This window comes from Bacillus horti (genome assembly GCF_030813115.1).
GTDB classification, from domain to species: Bacteria; Bacillota; Bacilli; order Caldalkalibacillales; family JCM-10596; genus Bacillus_CH; species Bacillus_CH horti.
In genome coordinates, this window is record NZ_JAUSTY010000019.1 from 1 (window position 1) to 25,489 (window position 25,489).

24 protein-coding genes and 1 tRNA gene are annotated in these 25,489 nt (G+C 43.0%); 20 read left to right on the top strand and 5 right to left on the bottom strand.

Features of this window, described 5'->3' with window-relative positions:
• The first annotated feature begins 340 nt into the window (after positions 1-340).
• The 8 genes from J2S11_RS17670 to hisIE all read left to right on the top strand — a co-directional run bounded on the left by J2S11_RS17670 (position 341) and on the right by hisIE (position 7,014).
• Complete coding sequence (locus tag J2S11_RS17670; protein ID WP_307396799.1) at positions 341-1,516, top strand: ATP phosphoribosyltransferase regulatory subunit; 1,176 nt, start codon at positions 341-343, stop codon at positions 1,514-1,516.
• A 4-nt stretch (positions 1,517-1,520) separates the two neighbouring features.
• Positions 1,521-2,165, top strand: coding sequence for an ATP phosphoribosyltransferase (gene hisG, locus J2S11_RS17675; protein WP_307396801.1), 645 nt, complete (start codon positions 1,521-1,523; stop codon positions 2,163-2,165).
• On the top strand, positions 2,158-3,450 hold the full coding sequence (gene hisD / locus J2S11_RS17680) for a histidinol dehydrogenase (protein ID WP_307396803.1): 1,293 nt from the start codon (positions 2,158-2,160) through the stop codon (positions 3,448-3,450). Before hisG ends, hisD begins: the two co-directional genes overlap by 8 nt.
• Positions 3,451-3,531: 81 nt before the next feature.
• A complete protein-coding gene (gene hisB / locus J2S11_RS17685) occupies positions 3,532-4,134 on the top strand; it encodes an imidazoleglycerol-phosphate dehydratase HisB (protein WP_307396806.1) in 603 nt (200 codons plus the stop codon).
• A 1-nt stretch (position 4,135) separates the two neighbouring features.
• The gene (gene hisH, locus J2S11_RS17690) at positions 4,136-4,783 is read left to right on the top strand and encodes an imidazole glycerol phosphate synthase subunit HisH (RefSeq protein ID WP_307396807.1); all 648 of its coding nucleotides are present in this window, start codon (positions 4,136-4,138) and stop codon (positions 4,781-4,783) included.
• The gene (hisA, locus tag J2S11_RS17695; protein ID WP_307396811.1) at positions 4,780-5,514 is read left to right on the top strand and encodes a 1-(5-phosphoribosyl)-5-[(5-phosphoribosylamino)methylideneamino]imidazole-4-carboxamide isomerase; all 735 of its coding nucleotides are present in this window, start codon (positions 4,780-4,782) and stop codon (positions 5,512-5,514) included. Before hisH ends, hisA begins: the two co-directional genes overlap by 4 nt.
• A 1-nt stretch (position 5,515) precedes the next feature.
• Positions 5,516-6,274, top strand: coding sequence for an imidazole glycerol phosphate synthase subunit HisF (gene hisF / locus J2S11_RS17700; RefSeq protein ID WP_307396813.1), 759 nt, complete (start codon positions 5,516-5,518; stop codon positions 6,272-6,274).
• Entirely contained in the window at positions 6,271-7,014 is a 744-nt protein-coding gene (hisIE, locus tag J2S11_RS17705; protein ID WP_307396815.1) for a bifunctional phosphoribosyl-AMP cyclohydrolase/phosphoribosyl-ATP diphosphatase HisIE, read from the top strand. The genes hisF and hisIE overlap by 4 nt, the downstream gene beginning before the upstream one ends.
• Before the next feature lie 338 nt (positions 7,015-7,352).
• On the opposite strand, the gene J2S11_RS17710 is transcribed toward hisIE, so the two are convergent.
• Positions 7,353-8,156, bottom strand: coding sequence for a copper amine oxidase N-terminal domain-containing protein (locus J2S11_RS17710; RefSeq protein WP_307396816.1), 804 nt, complete (start codon positions 8,154-8,156; stop codon positions 7,353-7,355).
• A 462-nt stretch (positions 8,157-8,618) separates the two neighbouring features.
• Positions 8,619-9,212 (bottom strand): ATP-dependent Clp endopeptidase proteolytic subunit ClpP, encoded by a 594-nt coding sequence (gene clpP, locus J2S11_RS17715; RefSeq protein ID WP_307396818.1) that lies wholly within the window; start codon positions 9,210-9,212, stop codon positions 8,619-8,621.
• A gap of 146 nt (positions 9,213-9,358) precedes the next feature.
• Between clpP and J2S11_RS17720 the strand changes: the two genes are divergently transcribed.
• Positions 9,359-11,104 (top strand): phospho-sugar mutase, encoded by a 1,746-nt coding sequence (locus tag J2S11_RS17720; RefSeq protein WP_307396820.1) that lies wholly within the window; start codon positions 9,359-9,361, stop codon positions 11,102-11,104.
• Between the two features lie 108 nt (positions 11,105-11,212).
• On the opposite strand, the gene J2S11_RS17725 is transcribed toward J2S11_RS17720, so the two are convergent.
• Both J2S11_RS17725 and J2S11_RS17730 read right to left on the bottom strand, forming a co-directional pair.
• Complete coding sequence (locus tag J2S11_RS17725; protein ID WP_307396822.1) at positions 11,213-11,602, bottom strand: bactofilin family protein; 390 nt, start codon at positions 11,600-11,602, stop codon at positions 11,213-11,215.
• Positions 11,603-11,716: 114 nt separating this feature from the next.
• A complete protein-coding gene (locus J2S11_RS17730; RefSeq protein ID WP_307396824.1) occupies positions 11,717-12,850 on the bottom strand; it encodes a M23 family metallopeptidase in 1,134 nt (377 codons plus the stop codon).
• 316 nt (positions 12,851-13,166) lie between these two features.
• Here J2S11_RS17730 and J2S11_RS17735 point away from each other — a divergent pair, with 316 nt between their 5' ends.
• Positions 13,167-13,346: a hypothetical protein gene (locus J2S11_RS17735; protein ID WP_307396826.1), complete on the top strand. Its 180-nt coding sequence runs from the start codon at positions 13,167-13,169 to the stop codon at positions 13,344-13,346.
• A gap of 317 nt (positions 13,347-13,663) precedes the next feature.
• Here the strand turns inward: J2S11_RS17735 and J2S11_RS17740 are convergent.
• Positions 13,664-13,742 (bottom strand) — tRNA-Arg (locus tag J2S11_RS17740).
• Between the two features lie 285 nt (positions 13,743-14,027).
• On the opposite strand from J2S11_RS17740, the gene rpoN reads away from it, so the two are divergent.
• The 10 genes from rpoN to J2S11_RS17790 all read left to right on the top strand — a co-directional run bounded on the left by rpoN (position 14,028) and on the right by J2S11_RS17790 (position 25,424).
• Positions 14,028-15,383, top strand: a complete 1,356-nt coding sequence (gene rpoN, locus J2S11_RS17745) for an RNA polymerase factor sigma-54 (RefSeq protein ID WP_307396828.1) — start codon at positions 14,028-14,030, stop codon at positions 15,381-15,383.
• A 301-nt stretch (positions 15,384-15,684) separates the two neighbouring features.
• Complete coding sequence (locus tag J2S11_RS17750; RefSeq protein WP_307396942.1) at positions 15,685-16,725, top strand: sugar-binding transcriptional regulator; 1,041 nt, start codon at positions 15,685-15,687, stop codon at positions 16,723-16,725.
• A 121-nt stretch (positions 16,726-16,846) separates the two neighbouring features.
• Positions 16,847-17,854, top strand: coding sequence for a type I glyceraldehyde-3-phosphate dehydrogenase (gene gap, locus J2S11_RS17755; RefSeq protein WP_307396830.1), 1,008 nt, complete (start codon positions 16,847-16,849; stop codon positions 17,852-17,854).
• 63 nt (positions 17,855-17,917) lie between these two features.
• Positions 17,918-19,099 carry a phosphoglycerate kinase gene (locus tag J2S11_RS17760; protein ID WP_307396832.1) on the top strand — a complete coding sequence of 394 codons (1,182 nt, stop codon included), beginning with the start codon at positions 17,918-17,920 and terminating at the stop codon, positions 19,097-19,099.
• A 47-nt stretch (positions 19,100-19,146) separates the two neighbouring features.
• On the top strand, positions 19,147-19,902 hold the full coding sequence (tpiA, locus tag J2S11_RS17765; RefSeq protein ID WP_307396835.1) for a triose-phosphate isomerase: 756 nt from the start codon (positions 19,147-19,149) through the stop codon (positions 19,900-19,902).
• On the top strand, positions 19,902-21,440 hold the full coding sequence (gene gpmI, locus J2S11_RS17770; protein WP_307396837.1) for a 2,3-bisphosphoglycerate-independent phosphoglycerate mutase: 1,539 nt from the start codon (positions 19,902-19,904) through the stop codon (positions 21,438-21,440). The genes tpiA and gpmI overlap by 1 nt, the downstream gene beginning before the upstream one ends.
• Positions 21,441-21,549: 109 nt before the next feature.
• Entirely contained in the window at positions 21,550-22,836 is a 1,287-nt protein-coding gene (eno, locus tag J2S11_RS17775; protein ID WP_307396839.1) for a phosphopyruvate hydratase, read from the top strand.
• Between the two features lie 78 nt (positions 22,837-22,914).
• The gene (secG, locus tag J2S11_RS17780) at positions 22,915-23,148 is read left to right on the top strand and encodes a preprotein translocase subunit SecG (RefSeq protein ID WP_307396842.1); all 234 of its coding nucleotides are present in this window, start codon (positions 22,915-22,917) and stop codon (positions 23,146-23,148) included.
• A 408-nt stretch (positions 23,149-23,556) separates the two neighbouring features.
• Complete coding sequence (locus J2S11_RS17785) at positions 23,557-24,609, top strand: helix-turn-helix domain-containing protein (protein ID WP_307396844.1); 1,053 nt, start codon at positions 23,557-23,559, stop codon at positions 24,607-24,609.
• Between the two features lie 20 nt (positions 24,610-24,629).
• Positions 24,630-25,424: an SDR family NAD(P)-dependent oxidoreductase gene (locus tag J2S11_RS17790; protein WP_307396846.1), complete on the top strand. Its 795-nt coding sequence runs from the start codon at positions 24,630-24,632 to the stop codon at positions 25,422-25,424.
• Positions 25,425-25,489: the final 65 nt, after the last annotated feature.

Sequence of the window (25,489 nt, forward strand, 5' to 3'; positions counted from 1 at the left end):
GACTCCTTACGGAGTACTTAATGAACCGCCGTATACCGAACGGTTTGTACGGTGGTGTGAGAGGTCGGGGGTTAGTCACCCCCTCCTACTCGATTTTAGCTGAAGGCTTGCACGATCAGGTTTGAAGATCAGACAAGCTTTCTACTGAAAAAAGAATTGACCTACCCCATGAAGGCATGGTAGACTTTTTCACATAACATTTTACTTTAACTTATTAGCAAGCTAAAGGATTTTACGGAAGACAAATGATTCAGAAGTAAGAGCTGGATGGTTTGAGCAAGCTAATAAAGGCTCATAGATAAATGAATAAGAGATAGAAAAAGTTCGTGGGGTGTGAGGAATGACGAAGCCATTTGTGTTTGAAAAACCATTGGGAATGAGGGATATCCTTCCCACTGACGTTGAACGCAAGGAAGAGGTTCTTTTACGAATACAAAAAGTGATCAAGCGCTGGGGATATGAACGGATTGAAACCCCGACTTTAGAATTTTACGATACGGTTGGCGGTGTGAGTGCGACGCTTGAGCAGAAGCTGTTTAAACTGTTGGATCGCTCGGGCCGCTCTCTTGTACTGCGCCCAGATATGACGACTCCGATTGCGCGAGTGGTGGGTTCTTTATTGAAGGAGCAAGCGTTCCCTTTACGCTTAGCGTATCAGGGAAATGTGTTTAGAGCACAGGAAAATGAAGCAGGGAAAAATGCCGAGTTCCCTGAGGTCGGTGTCGAGCTTATTGGAGAGGTGGCCCCTGATGCGGATGCTGAAGTGCTCGTGCTAGCGATTGAATCGCTGCGTGCAGCTGGAGTAGAGAAGTTCCAAATAGCGATTGGTCATGTAGGATTCCTGCATTCCTTGTTAGCTCTATATTTTGAGGATGGTGAGCAGCAGGAGCTAAAGCGTCATTTATATCAAAAAAATTACGTTGGTTTCCAGCAGCTTGTAGTGGATTCTGCCCTAGCGGAGGGGGATAAAGAGAAGGTTCTAGCTCTCCTAAAGCTACAAGGAGGAGCTGAGATTCTAGAAACATTGAAGCAGCTTGAGTTACCAAATCCTTTGAAGAAGTCCATTTATGAGCTAGAGGAGCTGTGGGCTGTGCTCAAGCTGTACGGGATAACGGAGCATATACTGTTAGACCTAAGTTTATTAAAAGAAATGGACTATTACACAGGGATTCTTTTTGAAGGCTACGCCCATTCATTAGGTTTTCCGATATGTGATGGTGGTAGATATGATCAATTGCTTGAGGGCTTTGGACGTCCCGCACCAGCTATCGGATTTTCGTTGAAGCTTGACCGTGTGATTGAGGTTGTCGGTTCCTCCTTGACTCAGAAGGGGTGTAAAGAGAAGCCGATAAGGATACTGTACGGAGAGGCAGAGCGAAGGAAGGCGATTGAGCTTGCGGCAAGGCATAGGGCTGAGGGGCGTATTGTAAAACTGCATTTTAAACAGAACGGTGCTTTTGAAAAAGATGAACGCCTAGCCGAAGAGATCATTGATCTTAGAAAAGGAGGGGCGTAGTGAGATGCAAACTAGAAATAGACCGCTAATGATTGCTATGCCTAAGGGAAGAATTTTTGAGGAGGCTGTAGCTCTGCTTCGAAAGGCAGGATATCCCTTGCCTCCTGAGTTTGAGGAGTCAAGAAAGCTGGTAATTGATGTGCCAGAAGCGGATATGTCTTTCATTCTAGCGAAGCCTACGGATGTACCTACGTATGTAGAGTATGGGGTAGCCGATCTCGGTGTAGTAGGCAAGGATGTATTACTGGAGGAGGAGCGGGATGTGTATGAGCTGCTAGATTTGCAGATCAGCTATTGCCGCTTATGTATTGCTGGTCTTCCAGATTGGAAACCTACCCGTTCACCAAGAGTAGCTACAAAGTATCCGAATGTGGCTTCCGCCTATTTCAGGCAGCAGGGACAGCAGGTTGAAGTGATTAAGCTGAATGGCTCTATTGAACTGGCTCCAATTGTGGGCTTAGCGGATCGGATTGTGGATATTGTATCGACAGGACAGACTCTACTGGAAAATGGATTGGTAGAGCTGGAAACGATCACTCAGGTTTCCTCTCGACTGATTGCCAATCAGGTGAGCTATCGGATGAGAAGAGAAGAGATACAGTCTATGATTAAGCGATTAAAGGCTGTTGTGGAGGGAAAGCATGATTAAAATCATTGAGAGAAAAGCTCAGGATGCCACGGCTTCTCTGCAGCGGAGTATAGAAACAGGTACGAAGGAGCAGCGCCAGGCGGTTTGGGACATTATAGAGCAAGTGAAGGCAAATGGAGATCGAGCTTTGTTTCAGCTTACTCATCAATTCGATGGAGTTCAGCTTGATACACTTAACGTTTCAGAAGAGGAAATACAAGAAGCGTATAAGTTTGTTGATGAAGAAACAGTCGAGACATTTAAGCAGGCGATCACAAACATCGTTCAGTTTCATGAGAAACAGAAGAGAGAATCCTGGATGTATTCGAATCCTAATGGCACTAAGCTCGGAATGAAGCTACGTCCTCTGCAAAGAGTGGGCTTGTATGTTCCAGGTGGAACAGCCGCCTTGCTGTCATCCGTTTTAATGACCGCTATTCCGGCTCAGGTGGCTGGAGTTCAACAGCTAGTGCTCACTACTCCTCCCTCAAAAACCGGAAAAGTAGCTCCAACTGTGCTGGTAGCTGCTGATCTCCTAGGTATTCGAGAGATATATAGTGTAGGCGGAGCACAGGCAATTGCGGCTCTAGCTTATGGTACGGAAACAATAAAAGGAGTAGATAAAATTGTTGGTCCGGGGAATATCTATGTGGCCTTAGCGAAACGAGAGGTGTTCGGTACGGTGGATATCGATATGATCGCTGGACCTAGCGAGATTGTTGTTCTAGCAGATGAACAGCAGAATCCAGCGTATATTGCCGCAGACCTATTATCTCAAGCAGAGCATGATGTACTTGCTTCAGCGATCTGTGTAACAACGTCCAAGGAGCTGGCTCAAGATGTTCAAGCAGAGCTGGTAAAGCAGGTGCAGAAGCTGCCACGCAGAGAAATCGCTTTAAAAGCACTGGAACAGCATGGAGCCATTTATGTAACAGAAACATTAGAGGAAGCCCTTGATATTGTAAATCAGCTTGCTCCTGAGCATTTAGAGCTAATGGTGGAGGAGCCCTTTGAGCTTCTGGACAGCATTCATCACGCAGGAGCGGTTTTCCTAGGAGAGTACAGCTCTGAGCCAGTTGGAGATTATTTTGCAGGACCAAATCATGTTCTGCCTACTAACGGTTCAGCCCGCTTTTCATCTCCGCTAAATGTGGATGACTTTATGAAGAAGAGTAGCATTATTGCTTATAGTAAACAGGATTTAATGGAAAATGCAGATAAAATTATGCGCATAGCTAGATTTGAAGAGCTAGAAGGTCATGCACAGGCTATTCAAATTCGATTAGAGCAATCGAGTAAGGATTAAGAAACAGATTATCCTGAGGAAAATTAAAGAGAAATAATGGATACATCTTACGAGCAACTGTATGGAGGAGGTAGTGATGAAATGTCAGGAAAAATAGTAGCGAGAGAGCATACCATTCGTCGTCATACGAATGAAACGAAAATTGAGCTAAAGATTGCTTTAGATGGAGAGGGAAAAAATCAAATTCATACAGGTGTTCCTTTTCTTGATCATATGCTGGATTTATTTGCCCGTCATGGACATTTCGATTTGCAGGTCAAAGCGGAAGGAGATGTGCATATTGATGCCCATCATACGACAGAGGATGTAGGAATTTGCTTGGGCTTAGCGATCAGGGAAGCGTTAGGAGATAAAGCAGGTGTACAAAGGTACGGAAATGCTTTTGTACCCATGGATGACTCCCTGGCTCAGGCTGTCATAGATTTAAGCAATCGTCCACATTTAGAGTACCGTGCCAACTTGTCAAAGGAAAGAGTAGGTCAGTTTGACACAGAACTCGTTCATGAATTTTTTTGGAAGCTAGCCCTAGAAGCACGAATGAACTTACATGTCATTTTGCACTATGGACAAAATACACATCATCAAATTGAAGCTATGTTTAAAGCGGTGGGTCGAGCGTTAGATGAAGCAACGAGAATTGATCCTAGGGTTAAAGGAGTTCTCTCAACGAAAGGAATGCTGTAGGATGATCGCCATAATTGATTACGGGATGGGGAATTTGCACAGTGTTAGCAAAGCGCTGGAGCGTTTGGGCTTTGATTACTTTATTTCAGGAGTTCCAGCTGAGTTGGCTAAGGCGGATGCTCTCCTTTTACCTGGAGTAGGCTCCTTTAAGGATGCGATGGAAAGCTTACACCAGAGTGGCTTGACTACATTTATTCAAGGATGGGCTGTGTCAGAAAAGCCTTTGTTAGGTATTTGTCTTGGTATGCAGTTGCTTTTTGAAGAAAGTGAAGAGAATGGGCAATCCCTTGGATTAGCTCTACTTCCGGGTAAGGTGCAGCGATTTTCAGGTGAAACAGAGGCTGGTTATAGCTACAAGGTTCCTCATATGGGCTGGAACAATCTGAATATCAAGGATACAGATCATGCCCTTTTTCAAGCATTGGAAGGAGCAGAAGGGTACGTTTATTTTGTGCATTCCTATGTTGTGCATGCCGACAATGAAGAGGATGTGTTGGCGACAAGCTCTTATTATGGCGAGGTTCCTGCAGTTGTAGGAAGAGGCTCTGTGTTAGGCATGCAATTTCACCCTGAAAAAAGCAGTGCCGTTGGGATGAGACTGCTACAAAACTTTGGAGAAATGGTCCAGAAGGCAGGTGTAGGAAGATGAGTCGTTTTAAAATATATCCTGCCATCGATATACGTGACGGGAAATGTGTACGACTGGTACAAGGAGATTATGCTCAGGAAACCATATATGCTGATTCTCCTGTAGCCATGGCTAGTACCTTTGTTGAAGCAGGAGCGGATTGGATCCATGTTGTGGATTTAGACGGAGCAAAGGCAAAGGAAAGAGTTAATCATCAGCATGTGCTACAAATTGCTCAGGAGCTTGGTGTTCAGGTGCAGGTTGGAGGGGGCATACGAACGGCTGAGGATGTGGCCTTTTATTTAGAGCATGGAGTACAGAGAGTGATTCTTGGGAGTGTGGCTGTAAACAATCCTGCTTTTACGAAGCAAATGCTCTCTACATATGGAGGTGAGAGGATCGTTATTGGACTTGATGCTAGGGACGGATATGTGGCTACGGAGGGTTGGCTGGAAACATCTACGGTACTTGCCGAGGAGCTAGGTCAAGAGCTTGCTGCACATGGAGCAGAGCTTTTCATTTTTACCGATATTTCACGAGACGGTATGCTTAGTGGACCAAATACGGAAGGAATAACTAGGCTGGCACAAGCGACAGGAAAACAGGTTATCGCCTCAGGTGGTGTGAGCACCCTACAGGATTTGCAGGGACTTGTTGCGGAGCAAAAACACGGCGTAGCTGGAGCAATTGTAGGAAAGGCACTGTATACGAATCAATTTACGCTTGAAGAAGCGCTGCAGGTGGTGAAATAGCATGCTGACCAAACGAATTATTCCCTGCTTGGATGTGAAGGAAGGGCGTGTTGTGAAGGGAGTTCAGTTTTTAGAGCTACAGGATGCTGGAGATCCGGTGGAGCTAGCCGGCTATTACGATCAGGAGGGAGCGGATGAACTAGTATTTCTTGATATATCTGCTTCGCATGAAGGGCGAGAAACGATGATTGATGTGGTCCGTGAAGTAGCAGGGACATTAGCTATTCCCTTTACCGTTGGTGGAGGCATTAATACTGTTGAGGACATGAAACGTGTCCTTCGAGCAGGAGCAGATAAGGTCTCCGTAAATACAGCAGCTGTCCTAAGACCTGAATTGATTGCTGAAGGGGCAGGTTACTTTGGCTCCCAATGTATCGTGCTAGCGGTAGATGCCAAATTTGATTCTACTCTAGACTCGTGGAGAATTTATACACATGGTGGAAGAAAGGCAACAGAATGGGAAGTGACTGATTGGGTAAAAGAAGCTGTTCGTTTAGGTGCTGGAGAAATCCTGCTAACAAGCATGGATCAGGATGGGGCTAAAACGGGATATGATCTTGCTCTCACTCAAAGGGTTTCAGGAGCGGTTTCTGTTCCTGTAATCGCCTCAGGTGGTGCTGGAGCGAAGGAGGATTTTACGGCTGTTTTTCAGCAGGCTGGAGCGGATGCTGCGTTAGCAGCTTCTATTTTTCACTATAAGGAAACGTCTATAGGTGAAGTGAAGGCGTATCTTCAGGAGAGTGGGGTGGAGGTCAGATGAGTAATCAGGATGGAAAAAGTGTAGGGCAGGAGAAGGAACAAGCTGATCACTATATAGAAGGAATCAAATTTGATCAGCAAGGGCTTGTACCTGCCATCGTTCAGGATGTGACGAGTAAGGAGGTTCTAACTCTTGCTTATATGAATAAAGAATCCTTACAACGATCCATTGAAACGAAGCAAACCTGGTTTTATAGTCGTTCAAGACAGGAGCTTTGGCATAAAGGAGCTACGTCGGGACATACTCAGGAAATTGTAGATATTCGTTTTGACTGTGATGCTGACGCCCTCGTTGTTCTTGTTAAGCCAGCTGGTCCTGCCTGTCATACAGGGAGCTATAGCTGTTTTTCTGAATCTCTGCTATATAGGAAAAGGGACAAGGAGGATACTGAAGACGAGAAGGATGGAGATGAGCTGAAGGCTGATTCAAATGCGTATACAATGAGTCAATCGGGAGAACGCTTTGCCATACTTAATCTACTGGAAAAGACGATAGCTGAACGTGAGACTGAACGCCCCGAGGGTGCTTATACAACCTATCTATTTGAAAAAGGCGTGGATAAAATCCTAAAGAAAGTCGGGGAAGAAGCAGCTGAAATTATTATAGCGGCTAAAAATCGTGATCCTGAGGAATTAAAATGGGAGGTTGCTGATTTTCTCTACCATCTTCTCGTACTCCTAAGAGAACAAAAGCTTCCACTGGATGATGTGCTTAAGGTTTTGGAGGAACGCTTTAATTAAAGTATAAATACAAATTATAAACTCTACGATATAAGTAAGCCCTTTTGGTACAGTCTTTTAATGCCTTTTAATGCTGGAAAGGGTTTTATTATTGTCGCCTGCCTAGTAAGCCATTAACTGCTAGTCGGTGGAAGTCCGACCTAAGTAAGAACCAAGTCGCTTAGCTTCTCTCACTGATTGCTAGAGGAGAAGCTGGAATGAGTAAAGGCGACCTTACGGTCGCCTAGAAAATTTCAGTTTTTTACTCTACTCTTTTTTATTCCGTTGGAATAGCTCGGATAACATCGGAGTAAACGTTAAAAGGAGATTCTAACAATTCACGCTTCTGGTTTTGAGGATTAGTGTAAGTTGTCCGTACCGTATTTGTTGGATTGCTTAAAGAAACTAACTGATTGATCGCCGATAAATGGGCCGATCTTATCCAAACGATTATCCTCCGTAATATCCCCAACCGAACGAGCAATTCGATTGGGAGCACCATCTACGTATTGAAACAGAATGTGAGCTTTATCCTCCCGAATTTCGACCATGGTATAAACTAATGAATCCATAAACAGATAACGATGAGCTTCGCCTTTTACGAAACGGTATGAGAATTCGTTCCCTTTATGCGGATTCAATGTATTAAAGCTAGACTGCAAAGGAAGGGAAATAGCAGCTAATCGAGCTTGCACCAAATCATTCCCGTTTAATGCCTCCTTCGGGCCTGTGTAGTTAGGAGAGCTAACAAATACCAAGCCACGAGTGTTTTCAAACTGTACCGAAAGACCAAGCTGCTCCGAGACAAATCGTACCGGAACCATAATCCGGCCGTTCATAATTTGAGCAGGAACATCCAGGGTTACCGCCGCATTATTTTTATAAGCCGTTCTCTGGCTAGCCGTAACGCGTATGATGTCACCGCCTGCATTTTGAATTGTTGCTCTTTTTGCAGTATTATCCCATTGATATGTTAACCCCAAGGAGGACAATGTCCGTAACGGAACGAGCATTCTCCCTTCTTTGATGACAGGACTAGTGTCCGTTTCAATAAACTGACCATCGACATTTACATGAAGGGTTCGTTCAGTATTTTCCGCTGAAACGACTGAAGCTGTTGCAAATAATAAGAAAAGCAACATAAGCCAAATGTACTTTTTCATCAGAAACACCTCTTTGTTTTTATTTGTCATTACCCCATCTTTCTGTCCCTACACTAAAGATTTAGACGAATCCTTCCCTTAAAAGTTGCAATAGAGGAAAAAAACACCTTCCTCAAAATTCTCTTCCCTTACCTAAATTTTTCGAAACATCACTTAATTTGGCGATGAATAAATGGAAAAGCAAAATGCTCCATTTACTCTCACAGAAGATGAGTTCTTAACCTTATAGGAAAAAGCCCAAAACAAAAAAGATCTCTACACCATGTTAAAGCTATGATTAATTTTAGCAATAAAAAAGAAGCAGGACTTTTTTCCTGCTTCTTGTTTTATAAAGCTAATGACAACTTGCCTATTCATAAATAATTAGCCATAATCGAACTTATGATATAGTAAGCTTCATACAGAGCTTATGCTTCGAGTAATCTTTACTCTTTTATAAGATAGTAGTCAAACTGCCTAGCGTTAGTCTTTCTTAGGCTGTCCAACGATCACATCGTCTACCAAGCCGTATTCCTTCGCTTCAGTAGCAGACATAAAGTTGTCGCGATCGGTGTCTTTTTCAATTCTTTCAAGTGGCTGGCCAGTACGTTCAGCTAAAATATGATTGAGGTGCTCTCTCATTTTAAGAATTCTCTTAGCGTGGATCTCGATATCTGTTGCTTGCCCTTGAGTACCACCTAATGGTTGGTGAATCATCACCTCAGCGTTTGGCAAAGCAAAGCGTTTACCTTTTTCACCAGCAGCTAATAGAAAGGCACCCATAGAAGCAGCTAATCCGATACAAATTGTTGAAACCTGAGGTTTAATATGCTGAATCGTATCGTAGATCGCCATTCCAGCAGAGATAGAGCCACCAGGACTGTTAATGTATAGGCTAATGTCCTTGTCAGGATCATCGGATGCTAGGAACAAAAGCTGAGCGACAACGGAATTAGCCACCTGATCATCAATGGCTGTTCCTAAGAAGATAATTCTGTCCTTTAACAGGCGAGAATAAATATCATATGCTCTTTCGCCACGGTTTGTTTGCTCAATTACAGTTGGGATTAGATTCATGGTTAGACCTCCTTATTTAGATATCCTCCTGACATTTCTGTGCCTACCATGGTACAGTAAACATGCTAGGAGTGGTATGAGATTATTGTCTCTGTTTGTATTTTACACCAAAAGGTCAAAAAAGGTCAAATAAAAAGGAGAGCAGAATGAGTAAAAAAATGGAAACCTACAGCTATGAGCAGCGTTATCAGCAATGGGCATCATTTGAAGGCCTCACCAAAGAGATGAAGATGGAGCTAGAAAGCATTCAAAATGATTCAAAGGAGCTCGAGGAACGCTTTTATACAGACCTGGCTTTTGGGACAGGAGGATTAAGAGGTATCCTTGGAGCCGGAACAAATAGAATGAACACGTATACGGTTAGAAAAGCAAGTCTTGGCTTAGGTCACTACTTAAAGAAAACCTATGTAGATCAAGACATTCATGTAGTTATCGCCTATGATTGCCGACATCAATCTGTTGAGTTTGCCGAGCAGGCTGCTTTGACCTTAAATGGACTAGGGATTCATGCTCATGTTTTCCCTGAGCTAAGACCAACACCACAGCTTTCGTACACGGTTCGTCAGCTAAGCGCTCAAGCAGGAATTGTCATTACGGCTAGCCACAATCCACCTGAGTATAATGGCTATAAGGTTTATGGGGCAGATGGAGCGCAGATGAATTTAGAAACGGCTGACCAAGTCATTCAGCTAATAAATAAAATTGAAAATGAACTAACAATAGATGTGATGGACAAGGAAACGGCTATACAGAAAGGACTTTTACATACAATTAATGATCAATTAGATCAGGCGTATATAGACTATGTTGCTTCTCTTACCTTGCAACCAGATGTCATTAAACAAGCGGCGGACGATTTTCACATTGTGTTTACGCCACTACATGGAACGGCGCTTGGTCCCACAACGAAGGTTCTTAAGCAAGTGGGCTTTAAGCATGTCCATGTTGTAGAGGAGCAGGCCAATCCAGATCCGAATTTCAGCACGGTTAAATCGCCTAATCCGGAGGAGCATGAAGCGTTTGAAATAGCCCTTCAATACGCTGACCAAACAGGAGCAAATCTGATAATGGGAACAGATCCTGACGCAGATCGAATGGGAGTCGTTGTTCCTGATCATACAGGGACTTATCAGGTACTAAGTGGTAATCAAACGGGAGCCCTAATCCTACATTATCTATTAGAACAAAAGCAAAAGGATGGCTCATTAACAGCGGAGCATATGATATGTAAGACGATTGTAACGTCAGAGCTAGGTCGTGTTTTAGGACAAGCGTTTGGTGTCGAAACGTTAGATACACTTACAGGCTTTAAGTTTATAGGTGAGAAGATCAGGGAATTTGAGCAGACTGGTGATCAACAGTTTCTGTTCGGCTACGAGGAGAGCTATGGGTACTTAATTGGTGCGGAAGCAAGAGATAAGGATGCCATTCAAGCCGTTCTATTAGTAGCAGAAATGGGAGCTTATTATCATAGGCAGGGAATGACCTTATTAGATGCTCTGCATCAAATTTACACGAAGTATGGATTTTTTAAGGAAAAGCTCGTTTCTGTGACTATGCAGGGACTAGAAGGAGTAGCTAAGATCAAAGAGACGATGCAACGCTTGAGAGAACAGCCACCGCAAAACGTTAGTGCCGTACCAGTAAAATGGATTGAAGATTATTCAACGGGTACTCGCTTCACACCGTCAGGGAGGGAAGTGGAAAAGCTACAGCTACCAGCATCAAACGTAGTGAAATATTTTCTAGAGGACGGATCTTGGATCTGTGTTCGGCCATCAGGAACGGAGCCAAAGCTTAAGCTGTATATTGGAGTTGAAGGTGGCACAGAAGAAGAAGCTCAGCAGAAGGTAGAGATATACTCGAAGGATTTTCAGCAGAATTGGCTTTAGTATCAGCAGAATTGGCATATAAAAAACCTCCATTACTCTCAGTAGCACTTAGCACTTTTTAAGAGAGTAGGAGGTTTTTAATTTTTAAATTCATTTGATTCGTCCTATTTAGGCGTTTGCTTTGAGCTTTTCTTGCTTTTTCTTATCCTTCGCGTTAGAGATGTTCATATGGCTATGCCCGTTGAATATAGCCCCTTTTTCAATCTCAATCGTTTGAGCTGTAATATCTCCCTTCACCTGACAGCCCTTCACTAGCTGGATGGCATCGGATACTTGAATATTTCCTTCGACAAGCCCTTCTATGGTTAAGCTACCAGCCGTAATATTGCCTAAAATCACACCATCTTTACCTACTAAAACCGTTCCTTCTGTAACGACATCCCCTTTAAACTCACCATCTATGCGAATAGAGCTTGTAGACTCCAGTTTTCCTTCCATTTTAGTGCCATGTCCTATGACCGTATTGATTCGGTCAGGCTGAGTATTTTTAGAAAACAATCTCTTTTCCCCCTGTCTGGGCTATTTTTTCTATTCAATCATTTGGTGAGCTTCTTATCGGGTAAGATGGCCAGTTGCTCACCACTGTTCACTGGTACCTCTGTTTAATCTAGGCTATCTTAAATAATCAGCAGGATTAATCGCTTTCCCATCCTTATGTAGCTCATAGTGTAGATGGACACCGGTACTGCGTCCCGTGCTACCCATCCTGCCAATCTCGTCCCCTTTTTCCACCTTATCCCCCTTCTCTACATCAATCGCTGATAAATGAGAGTAGGAGGTGGTATATCCGTTACCATGATTGACAACAATTTGATTGCCATAGTTTCCGTTCCTCCCCGCGAAGGTCACCGTTCCGTGGGCTGTAGCATAAATAGGTGATCGACTGTTACCAGCAAAATCAATTCCACTATGCATTCTAGTTCTTCCATGGAAAGGATCCTTACGAAAGCCAAAGGAGGAGGAAACCCTCCCATTTGACGGTGGGATGGATGGGATAAACAACGCTTTATACTGTTCTTCCTCGATATAACTTTTTAAATCTGTCAGTTGACTCTGCTGGTGCTTCGCTTCATCCTTTAGGGCAATGATTTGTTCACGGATTATTTCAGTTACGGCAAATGTTTGGCTTGAGTACACTGAGGTAAGTTCACGCTGGTCTGCTTTTGAACGTGAGGAGTCTGAAGATGCCATTCTTCGAAGGGCAGCTGTTTCTTCTGTGGAGTTGTGTTCTTCAAAATGATGAGAGTGGGGCTCTTCAAAATGGCCATCTAATTCAAGTGATGTAAAGGTACTAATTCCTAATACTCGTGGAGAGGGATCAAAGCTAGATACGGCAAAAAGACCTTCATCACTGCGTTGTATGCCTTCGTTCTGCAGGAGTGAGGTAGAATCGTCGAGCTCTTTAATTTGCTGTTCAAGCTGTTGAACTTCTTCAATATAACGCTGAAGATCTAGTAAATTATTCTGAAGATCATCCAATTCAACATTGACATGGGATAATCGCAGCTTTAATTCATGATTTTCATCAATGTATCCGTCCATTTCTACATACTGTTGATCCATTCTGGCGTCTAGTTTTTTTGTTGTATCCCATAAAAACAGAGATAAACCTATCCCTGTAATTGTAAGGATAAGCACTAGACTAATTAATATGAGAATTGGCCATTTTTTCACTTTGTAGGACTGAATATCCCCTTTTCCGTGAGGGATAATTTGAACGGTCCACCATTTATTGTTCTTGCTCATTGTTTTCTCCTATAACCAAATGATTCAGTAGCTGTCCATTCGACAGCATTCCTACCTTGATCTTCCGTAAAGATATCATCTTAAAGGATCCTAGAGGTAAAAAATAGACAATAAGGTAGTTGGTTGGGTTAGCAACTTTTATTCAATTCGCCTTCCTGAGTAAAATTCCTTCTAATTTCGACAAAAAAATATTTTAAAATCACTCAAGGTAAGGAGGATTATTAAATTCCGGATTTTGCATATCGAAAGAGGACTAGCTAAAAGGATAGTGTTAATTGCATGGAAGGAGGATCATTCAAATGACGAGGGATCATTCATGGAAGAAGGATTAATCAAGTGCCGAGGGGTAGCCTCATGGAGGAGGTTCAATCAAGTGCCGAGGGGTATCCTCATGGAAGAAGGATCAATCAAGGAGGAGAAGCTCATTCATGAAAAGAAGTCAAGACGGAGTACTCATGAAAAGGACATAAAAAAGGCCGCCCCACTATCATTCTAACTTTGGGTCAGCCGCTTAATTTTAGATAAGATGTTCAAATTTGATTAGATAATCTAATGAGTAGCTTTCTAACGGTCATAATTGCACCTTAGAAGTGTATATTTTATGTTTAAAAGTTCTAACGGTCAAATTTGCACCTTAGAGCACAAATTGATGGAGTTAATCTGCGGATTTGCATTCTAAGGGTCTGAAATGTCCGTTAGAAATTAAATCAAGGAAAAAAAGGTGTCTAAGAGTCGAAAATGTCCGTTACAGCTCAGCATTAAAAGATGTTACAGCTCTAAAGGTAATATGAAAATAGAAGCAGATATGTATGCTGGCGCACCCGGAGGGATTCGAACCCCCGGCAGACGTGGTACCGGAAACCACCGCTCTATCCTGCTGAGCTACGGGTGCACAAGAAAAAGAGCAACTCTAATTATACTGCTTCCTATAGTATAAATCAATGGCAATAAATGAATTGCTGAATTGATCAAAAATTTCATTCGTACGTAAGCATAGGAATAAAAAAATGATATACTATAAAGAAAGAAGTGACAGATGAAGGGTTGAAAAGGATTGAAAAGAGAAGGACTGAATAGAGAAGGATAGAAAAGAGAGTGTACAAATAATGTTTGGGTAGAGACATGTTATGGAGAAGAACATGCTATTCGGTAAAACATGTGATACGGAGGGATAAGCATGCAGCTAGGATTCGAATTGACTCAGCAACTTCAAACGAAGCTTGTGATTACTCCAGAGCTACGGCAGTCGATTACAATCTTACAGTACCCTACCCTTGATCTTATTCGCTATTTAAGAGAGCAGGCGGGGGAAAATCCCTTTATAGAGCTTGCGGAGCCTGAGGATTTTTTATGGAACAAAAGCATAGAGAAAAGCCAAATTAAATCAAACTGGGATGAAGATGATCAGCTGCAGGAGGGAGCTTATTCCTCCCTTGAAGCCTATGTCAACCCTATTGATTATTGTGCTAATCATGAGGAAACTCTACAGGGATATTTACTAGAACAGGTAGGCTGTCTCACACTCGAGCCCCAAATCAAAAAAATTGTCCAGTTTCTTATCGGCAATGTAAATGAGCGGGGATACCTTGAGCTAGATGATGATAAGTGGGCTACTTCTTTAGGGGGAGGCTTAGAGGATTGGGAGCAGGCTTTAGGGGTTTTACAGCAGCTAGAGCCGCGTGGAGTTGGGGCAAGGAGCTTAGAAGAATGTTTGCTCTTACAGCTCAGGCACCTAGGAGGTACAGACCAACTAACGGAAAAAGTAATCGCTGAATATTTAGCGGACCTTGCGGCAAAGAGATATCAGAAGATAGCTAGTGCTTTGAAGGTAAGTGTACAGGAGGTCCAGCAAATTGCAGATTTTATAAGCACCTTACAGCCTAAGCCAGGCATGCTCTTTCACTCGCAGGAAGCCAGATATATTATTCCTGACGTCTATGTTCAAAAGGTTAATGGCAAATTGCTAGTTCAGCTTAATGATCGAATACTGCCACGTGTTCAAATGAACAAAGTCTATGTTGATTTACTTAAGCAAGGAACGGATGCGAAGGAGTATTTGGAGGAGCAATTGCAGCAGGTTCAATGGATTGAGCGTAGCTTAGCTCAGCGTCAACAAACGATTTTAAAGGTAGCCAAAGCGATTATTCAAGCTCAGCCAGAATTTTTTGTAGAGAATAAACCTTCCTTGAGGCCGCTTGTTTTAAAGCAGATTGCTCAGGAGGTTAATGTTCATGAATCTACCGTTTCAAGGGCGACAAACCATAAATATATTCAAACCTCCCAAGGGGTATTCGAGCTTAAGTATTTCTTCTCCAATAGGTTAACATCCAATGAAGAAAATGCTACCTCCTCACAGCAGGTCAAGCAATGGATACAGGGCATTATTGAAAAAGAAGAGAAGCGTAAGCCTTTATCCGATCAAAAAATTGTTTCTATCCTTCAGGAAAAAGGAGTTTCTGTGGCTAGACGAACGGTTGCTAAATATAGAGAAGAACTAGGTATCTTCCCTTCCTCACAGAGAAAAAGAGTGTAAGATTAAAGTTAATTATTAGTGTGAGAAATTAATAATTTAAGCAAGTACACGAGGCAATTATATATAGACAATTCATTTAGACAGGGTCAACAGGTCATCATTAGACAAATTCATATTGATAAATTCATCCTTCATTGTTAAAATAGCAGTGAAGTTATTTTTTTTATTCAAATGGGACGTTTTTCGTCAACGGGGGACGATTTTTGTCCCTAAAGTAGTCTTTTGTTAGGCTATTTGTAATCAAAAAGGATTGTTTTAACATCATGAGCTTCATGGACAGCAAAGGAAAGGAGGAGGTCTACTGGAAAAACTGCTCCACTTACAATTAAAGGTTGTCCCGGATCTCCTGCAAGTTATGACCAGAAGATACACCATAATGAAGGTCATTCAAGCTACTCAGCCTATTGGACGGAGAAGCTTAACTCAAATGGTGGGTCTAACTGAGCGGGTGCTAAGGGCAGAGACGGACTTTATTAAGCAGCAGGGACTACTCCAGATTGCCTCCTCAGGCATGAGCCTTACCCCAGAAGGTGTAGAGGCGGTGACCGGATTGCGAGGCATGATGAGAGAGCTCCTAGGCCTGAAAGAGCTAGAACAGCAGCTAGAGCAGCTTTTATCCGTAAATCAGGTGATTGTGGTTCCAGGAGATAGTTCTGAAGAAGCCTGGGTCAAGCATGATTTAGGACGTGCTGCTGTAGAGCAAATGTCTTTGCTAGCTGAAGAAAAATGGAATGTGGCTGTGGCTGGTGGAACAACGATGGCTGCTGTAGCTGAGGTGATGAAGCCTAGCTCCAAGCTTAAATCTCTAGTATTTTTACCAGCTAGAGGTGGTTTAGGAGAAGAGGTGGAAAACCAGGCGAATACGATTACCTCGAAGATGGCTCAGCAATCAGGAGGAAGCTATCGTATGCTTCATATTCCAGATCAGCTAAGTAAGGAAGCGTATGAATCTCTGACACATGATCCACACATCAAGGATGTGATCAGACAAATCCGATCCTCGCGAATGATCGTTCATGGAATTGGTGAAGCTAGAACGATGGCTTTGCGCAGAAAATCCACAAAGCAGCTGCTCCAGTCGATTGAAGAACGTCAGGCTGTCGCCGAAGCGTTTGGCTATTATTTTAGCCAGCAGGGTGAAATCGTCGAAAAGATTCAAACGGTGGGTCTGCGCTTAGAGGATGTTCAACAGGCCGATCATATTATTGCGGTCGCTGGAGGTCGGGCAAAAGCAAGAGCGATTCGTGCTTTTCTAATGCATGGCACTCATGATGTTTTAATCACCGATGAGGGGGCAGCTAGAGAGATGATTCAGCTCTGCCAGCCTGAAACAGAGGTTTAGTTTTCTAGTCATCGGGCTATCAATTTACTAGTGTATACCTAACTAGGGTAGGTCAGAACATAACAGTAATAATGCTTTACAATTATATAAAATGGATAGAGACCAAAGGAGGAAATTAAGAATGGCTACAAAAATTGCAATCAATGGTTTTGGACGTATTGGGAGAAACGTGTTCCGCGCAGCATTAAACAACCCAAATGTTGAGGTAGTTGCTGTTAATGACTTAACAGATGCAAAAATGCTAGCTCATCTTCTAAAGTATGATTCCGTTCACGGTAGATTAGACGCAAAGGTTGAAGCTAGTGACAATGCCCTAATTGTTAACGGAAGTACAGTAAAGGTTCTAGCTGAGCGTGACCCTTCTGCACTACCTTGGAAGGAGCTAGGCATTGATATCGTAGTAGAAAGTACAGGACGCTTTACAGATCATGCTGACGCTTCTAAACACATCGAAGCAGGAGCTAAGAAGGTAATCATTTCTGCACCTTCTAAGGACGCTGACTTTAATGTTGTTCTTGGTGTAAATGAAGGAAGCTATGAGCCAGCCTCACACAACATTATTTCAAATGCTTCTTGTACAACAAACTGTTTAGCACCATTTGCTAAAGTTCTAAATGAAAAATTCGGATTACGTCGTGGTATGATGACAACTGTTCACTCTTATACAAACGATCAGCAAATTTTAGACCTAGCACACAGTGACTACCGTCGTGCACGTGCAGCTGCTGAAAATATTATCCCAACAACAACGGGTGCAGCTAAAGCGGTAGCTCTAGTTTTACCAGAGTTAAAAGGTAAATTAAACGGCTTCGCCATGCGTGTTCCTACAGCTAACGTTTCTGTAGTTGACCTAGTAGCTGAGCTAGATAAAGAAGTAACAGTTGAAGACGTAAACGGTGCTCTTAAAGAAGCGGCTGAGGGAGAGCTTAAAGGAATTTTAGCTTATACTGAGGAGCCACTTGTAAGCTCTGACTTTAACGGAGATGCTCATTCTTCTACAATTGATGCACTATCTACAATGGTAATGGAAGGCAACATGGTTAAGGTTGTTTCTTGGTATGACAATGAGTGGGGCTACTCCAACCGTGTCGTAGATTTAGTTGAATATATGGCAAGCAAAGGCTTATAATTTTAAATGAAAGAAGTTTAGAGGAGAATAGGGTATTCTCCTCTTTCATGTGGAGGCGATACGATGAACAAGAAAACAATGCGAGATATTGAGTTTAATCAAAAACGTGTGTTTTGTCGTGTTGATTTTAACGTCCCTATGGAGGATGGTCAGGTAACGGACGATACGCGGATTCGTGCAGCTCTTCCTACTATTACATATTTAATAGAGCAGGGAGCCAAAGTGATTCTAGCCAGTCACCTAGGTAGACCAAAGGGAGAGGTTAAGGAAGAGCTTCGTTTAGATGCTGTAGCTAAGCGTCTTTCTGAGCTATTAGGGAAAGAGGTAGCTAAAGCAGATGAAGCGTTTGGACCAGAGGTTGAGGCGCATGTGGCTCAAATGAGTGCAGGAGATATCCTCTTGCTTGAGAATGTACGCTTCTACGCTGGAGAGGAAAAAAATGATACTGAGCTAGCGAAATCCTTCGCTGCTTTAGCTGACGTATTTGTGAATGATGCGTTTGGTACAGCACATCGTGCTCATGCTTCAACAGAAGGAATTGCTCACCACCTTCCTGCCGTTGCAGGATTACTTATGGAAAAGGAACTAGATTTCTTAGGCGGTGCCCTAGAGCAGCCTGAACGTCCTTTTACGGCCATCATTGGTGGAGCAAAGGTTAAGGATAAAATCGGTGTCATTGAAAACCTACTGAATAAAGTGGACAACTTGATTATCGGTGGCGGATTGGCGTACACGTTCGTAAAAGCGCTTGGACATGATATTGGTAAGTCTCTTTTAGAAGAGGACAAAATCGATCTTGCCAAACAATTTATGGAGCAGGCTAAGGAAAAAGGCGTCAAGCTATACATCCCTCAGGATGTTGTTGTAGCCGATGAATTTTCAAAAACTGCTACGACTCAGGTCGTTGCTATCGATGCAATCCCTAGCGACTGGGAAGCGTTAGATATCGGACCGAATACGATTGATACGTATCGTCAAGTGATTCTTGATTCTAAGCTAGTGATTTGGAACGGACCTATGGGAGTGTTTGAATTTGATCTATTTGCTCAAGGAACAAATTCTGTAGCTCGTGCATTAGCTGACTGTGAAGGAACCACCATTATTGGAGGTGGAGATTCTGCTGCTGCTGTAGAAAAGGCGGGATTAGCAGACTCCATGAAGCATGTCTCTACGGGTGGAGGAGCTTCTCTAGAGTTTATGGAGGGTAAAATCCTACCGGGTGTAGCTGCTCTTCAAGATAAATAAAATAAAAAACATAGCATACGATAGATCTACTTGAAGGAGGAAGCAAGATGCGTAAACCGATTATTGCAGGGAACTGGAAGATGCATATGACTGTAGACGAAGCCAAAGCGTTTGTTCAAGAGGTTGATGGACTTGTACCAAGTGCTGATCAGGTAGATACGGTTATTTGTGCTCCTTTTACCCATCTTTCAACCCTGACAGAGCTTGTGCAGGAGCGTCCCATTGCTATTGGAGCGCAGAATATGTATTTTGAGGAGCAGGGTGCATTTACAGGAGAGATTAGTCCCGTGATGCTAAGCTCGCTTGGCGTAACGTATGTGATTTTAGGACATTCTGAAAGACGTCAGTATTTTAATGAAACGGACGAGCTAGTCAATGCAAAGGCGAAGGCTGCTCATCAACATAAGCTAATTCCAATTATTTGTGTAGGTGAGAACCTAGAGGAAAGAGAAAAGGACGAGACCAAAGAGGTTGTTCAAAAGCAGCTAATTGGTGCGTTACAAGGACTTTCATCTGCTGAAGCTTCAGCTTCTGTGATTGCTTATGAGCCAGTGTGGGCTATAGGTACAGGAAAATCATCTACTGCTGAGGATGCGGGAGATGTCATTTCCTTCATTCGCTCGATTGTAGAGGATCAATATGATCAACAGGTTGCTAGTGCTGTCCGTATTCAGTATGGTGGAAGTGTGAAGCCAGAAAATATTGCCGAGTACATGGCCCATCCTGATATTGATGGAGCGTTAGTGGGAGGAGCTAGCTTAAAGCCAACATCCTTCCTACAGCTTTTGGAGGGACGTTCGTAATGAGAAGACCAAAACCTGTAGCGTTAATCATCCTAGACGGCTTCGGACTTCGTGATGAAATGCAAGGGAACGCTGTAAGTCATGCGCGCAAACCGAACTATGACCGATACTGGGAGAACTATCCTCATACCACTTTAACGGCAAGTGGAGAAGCGGTTGGACTTCCAGGCGGACAGATGGGGAATTCCGAGGTAGGTCATTTAAATATTGGTTCTGGGCGGATCGTTTATCAGGACTTAACTAGGGTAAACAAGGAAATAAGTGAAGGAGCCTTTTTTGATAACGAAGTGATGATTGAAGCGATGCGTTATGCAAAAAGGGAAGGAAAAAAGCTTCACTTATATGGTCTGCTTTCAGATGGTGGTGTACACAGTCATATCAATCACCTTTTTGCTCTTTTACGTTTAGCTAAGACAGAGCAATTGACAGAAGTGTATATTCATGCCTTTTTAGATGGAAGAGATGTAGCTCCAGACAGTGCCCAATCCTATATCGAACTTCTTCTAGCGAAAATGAAGGAGCTAGGAGTTGGAAAGCTTGCTACCGTCCAGGGGCGATATTACTCTATGGATCGTGATAAGCGCTGGGATCGTGTAGAAAAAGCCTATCGGGCCATGGTGTATGGAGAAGGTCCTAAATATACGGACCCTATCCAAGCGATTACCGAATCCTATGAACAAAGTGTCTTTGATGAGTTTGTTATTCCGACTGTGATGGTGGACGAGCATGGTGAACCAGTGGCTCAAATAGAGTCTGGAGACGCTGTGATCTTTTATAACTTTAGACCTGACCGAGCCATCCAGATTTCTAACGTCTTTACAAACGAAGACTTTAGAGGCTTTGATCGGGGAGAAAGCACACCAAAGAACCTGCACTATGTTTGTTTAACCCATTTTAGTGAGACTGTTCAAGGCTTCGTGGCGTACAAGCCGGTGAACCTAGACAACACATTAGGTGAGGTGCTTACACAAAATGGTCTGAAACAGTTACGTATAGCAGAGACGGAAAAGTATCCTCATGTCACCTTTTTCTTTAGTGGTGGGCGTGAAGCTCCATTTGAAGGCGAGGAACGTGTCCTCATTGCTTCGCCTAAGGTAGCCACCTATGATCTACAGCCGGAAATGAGTGCATATGAGGTTACAGATAGGCTGCTACAAGAATTAGACCGTGACCACCATGACGTGATCATTTTAAATTTTGCTAACCCGGATATGGTAGGGCATTCTGGAATGCTAGAGCCAACAGTTAAAGCGATTGAAGCTGTAGATACGTGTTTAGGAAAGATTGTAGATAAGATTCTAGCTAAGGATGGCGTAGCTTTAATTACGGCCGACCATGGAAATGCCGATATGGTACTGGATCCAGCAAATCGCCCTGTTACATCACACACCACAAATCCAGTTCCTTTTATTGTGACCAAAAATGGGGCGGAGCTTAGAGAGGGTGGTATCCTAGCAGATATCTCTCCAACGATCCTAGATCTTCTAGGTGTGCAACAGCCTGTTGAAATGACAGGTGCTTCAATGATTAAAAAGTAGAAGAAGCTTGCTCTATACAACGTGTTCTTTAGAGCTAATTTCTTATAGTGAATTTCATACAGCTACTTAGACTAAATAACAAAAATATTAAAGAGGAGTGTGTTTTAACATGACAATCATTTCTGATGTATATGCTCGCCAGGTATTAGATTCACGTGGTAACCCAACTGTTGAGGTAGAAGTATATTTAGAATCTGGTGTAATGGCTCGCGCAATCGTACCTTCTGGAGCTTCAACAGGTGCTCACGAAGCTGTAGAGCTACGTGATGGAGATAAAGAGGTTTACTTAGGAAAAGGGGTAACAAAAGCGGTTCAGAACGTAAATGAAATCATCGCTCCAGAGCTTATTGGCTTTGATGTACGTGATCAAGTGGGCATTGATGAGTTTATGATTGAATTAGATGGAACAAAAAATAAATCTAAGCTTGGAGCGAACGCTATCCTTGGTGTTTCCATGGCAGTAGCTCGTGCTGCGGCAGAGGAGTTAGGCTTAGAGCTTTATGAGTACTTAGGAGGCTTTAACTCTAAGACTTTACCTGTGCCAATGCTTAACATCTTAAACGGTGGGGAGCATGCGGACAATAACGTAGACATTCAAGAGTTTATGGTTATGCCTGTTGGAGCATCAACGTTCCAAGAAGCCCTTCAAACAGGTGCTGAGATTTTCCATAGCTTGAAATCCGTATTAAAGGAAAAAGGTTTAAATACAGCTGTTGGAGATGAAGGTGGCTTTGCTCCAAACCTTTCCTCCAATGAAGAAGCGATTACAACGATTATTACAGCGATTGAAAAAGCGGGATATAAAGCTGGTGAAGACGTATTTATCGCGTTAGATGTAGCTTCAACAGAGCTATATCAAGATGGTAAATATGAATTCAAGGGAGAAGGAATCACTCGTACAACAGATGAGATGATAACATTCTACTCTGAGCTTTGCGATAAATACCCAATTATCTCCATTGAAGATGGTCTAGCTGAGGATGATTGGGAAGGCTGGAACAAGCTAACGAAAGCGATTGGAAACAAGGTTCAGCTAGTTGGGGATGATCTATTTGTTACAAATACAGAGCGCTTATCAAGAGGAATTGAAGAGGGTACAGGGAACTCCATCTTAGTTAAAGTGAACCAAATTGGTACACTAACGGAAACCTTTGATGCGATCGAAATGGCAAAAAGAGCTGGATACACAGCGGTTATTTCTCACCGTTCTGGTGAAACTGAGGATACAACTATTGCTGATATCGCAGTGGCTACAAACGCTGGACAAATCAAAACTGGAGCTCCTTCTCGTACAGACCGTGTAGCGAAATACAACCAATTACTACGCATTGAGGATCGCTTAGGGGATGTAGCCAGGTACGGTGGAAAAGCTGCTTTTTACAATCTAAAAAAATAATGCCAAAGGGGAATTGATAACTTGGGCATTTTATGATAACGTATTAGTATTGCAAACTCACTTTTAGGAGGTGGGAGAATGGAACTAGTCGTTAAAATCTTACTAGTTGTGGTTTCCCTTGGTCTGATTACAGTTGTTTTACTTCAATCTGGTCGTAGTGCTGGTTTAGCTGGTGCTATTGGCGGTGGTGCGGAGCAAATTATGGGGAAACAAAAAGCACGTGGTATTGATGCCCTTCTTGGAAAAATTACAACAGTTTTAGCGGTTGTATTTATACTGTTATCTGTTACGGTTGCTTATATCGTAGGATAATCATAGATCAAATCAATACTCAAAAGGGAAGCAGTAGGTGGACAAGCCTGCTGCTTTTTCCTTTACTTTTTTTCTAATAATAGTAATTAATGGGTAAACATAGACAAAGAAGTATTTTCTGGGATAGTAAAACCTAATTATTGTGAGGATAATTGTCGACCTTCTCTTGATCCATATTCTTTTCAAAATAATGATAATGATCTTTAGTGGCTATTTATATGGAATTCGTTCCGAACGAATTATCAAAGGAAATTCAAGTATTTAAATCGGCGCAATAGGCTAGTTCGTTGGCACCCTCTGCTAGTTACATATCGGAATGTTAAGGGTATCATAATATTCATAAGTCAGGGAGAGGATGGTTTCTCATCCGAATATGTCAGTTAGCAGAAGGAGGTGCAAAAGAAGAGAATGACAACTCATGCTTTTGACCGAATTAAAATGCCTCCGGGTTTTTGGGAAGGACTGCGTCAATTGGGAATTGCCTCGCATGATGTAGCCCGCAAAGCCGGATTGCCGCTCACTATTATTTCCGAGACGGCTGTTAGTACCGCCCAATACTACTCAATCTGGCAGGCGTATTCCGATTTGGTAGGTGACATAGCCCAAGGGATGATCAAGCTTGCAACCATTTATGAAGCAACGAAATACCCACCAACTGTATTGGCCACTTATCACGCCCGTGATTATCGCGATGCCTTGCATAGAATGGTCCGATATAAACAGCTCTGTCCTCCAGAAAGCTTAAGGATGATTGAAGGCGGTGAGGAATGTACCATCGAATTGGAATGGCTCGTCACTGATCAAACTTGTCCGCCATTGCTGGTGGGTATCACACTGGCATTCCTGCTTGAATTGGGAAGACGAGGTACAGGCCAGCATCTAAAGGCCAGTGCTGTAGAATTTTCGCAGCCGATGGGAGATGTTCAGGCCCTGGAAGTTTACTTTGGGTGTCGCATCCGAACGGATTCCGATCGCAATCGATTGACGCTATATAGACATGATCTGGATTCTCCTTTTCTTACCTATAATGAAGAGTTGCTTGAGGTTCTGACTCCTGCACTGGACCTCACACTGCATCAACATCAAGACAATCGTTCCATATCGAACATGGTTAAATGGATCATGAAGCGCACCTTGAGCGGCGGACGCCCCGATGTACAGACGGTCGCCAAAGAACTGGGCATGAGTGACCGTACGTTGCAGCGTCGACTAACCGATGAGAACTCAAGTTTCAACCATCTGCTCACACAAGCACGGCAAGAACAGGCACGGATGTATTTGGCAGACTTATCGCTCGATATTAAGGAAGTAGCATTCCTGATCGGATATGAAGACCAAAATTCGTTTTACCGTGCGTTCCGCTCTTGGGAAGGTGACACTCCTGCCAATTGGCGAAGAGGACATACGGGGGGCCAAGCAAACGTAGAAGATATGCCTTCAGACAGACTGAATAATCATTAACAGAAAAGGGAGAATGAATCATGGATATGGGATTGAACAACAAAACAGCCTTGGTAACAGGATCAACGAAAGGAATTGGCAAAGCCATTGCCATCGAGCTGGCCAAAGAAGGGGTCAATGTACTTATTAATGGACGAAATTCCGAAGAGGTAGAGCGCATAGTAGGTGAGATTAAGTCTGCATATCCGAATACTTCCCCTCAAAATGCGGCGGCTGATATCGTCAATGTCGCTGAGCGGGAAGCTTTGTTTGAAAAGTTCCCGCATGTTGATATTTTAGTAAACAACACAGGGATTTACGAGGTCATGTCCTATGACGACGTAGATGACGACGTATGGGAAACATATATTCAGACCAACATGCTTGCCGCAAACGGGCTATCCAAATTCTATATGCCAAACATGCTAAACAACGGCTTTGGCAGAATCATCTTTATCGCGAGCGAAGAAGCGGTGATGCCATCCGGACAAATGCCGCAATATGCCGTAACCAAATCCATGCTTCTCTCTTTGTCGAAGAGTCTGTCCAAATTGACAGTGGGGACGGAGGTAACAGTCAATACGATTATGCCTGGGCCATCACTTTCGGAGAATGTACAACAGATCATCGAGAGCATCTTTCAGGACGAAAACATGACCTTTGAGGAAAAAGAAAAAACCTTTATGGCGGCCAATCTCCCGCAATCCGAATTGCAGCGGTTCATCAGGCCAAGCGAGATTGGTAGACTTGTGACATTTGTGTGCAGCCCTTATGCAACACCATTCAAAGGTTCAGCGATCCGTATGGACGGTGGAATGGTTCCAACGATTTACTAATCATTTGCAAAATACATGTATCTAGCGCTCATTTCATTGTTTAAATTGCTAGTGTGAACTAGAAG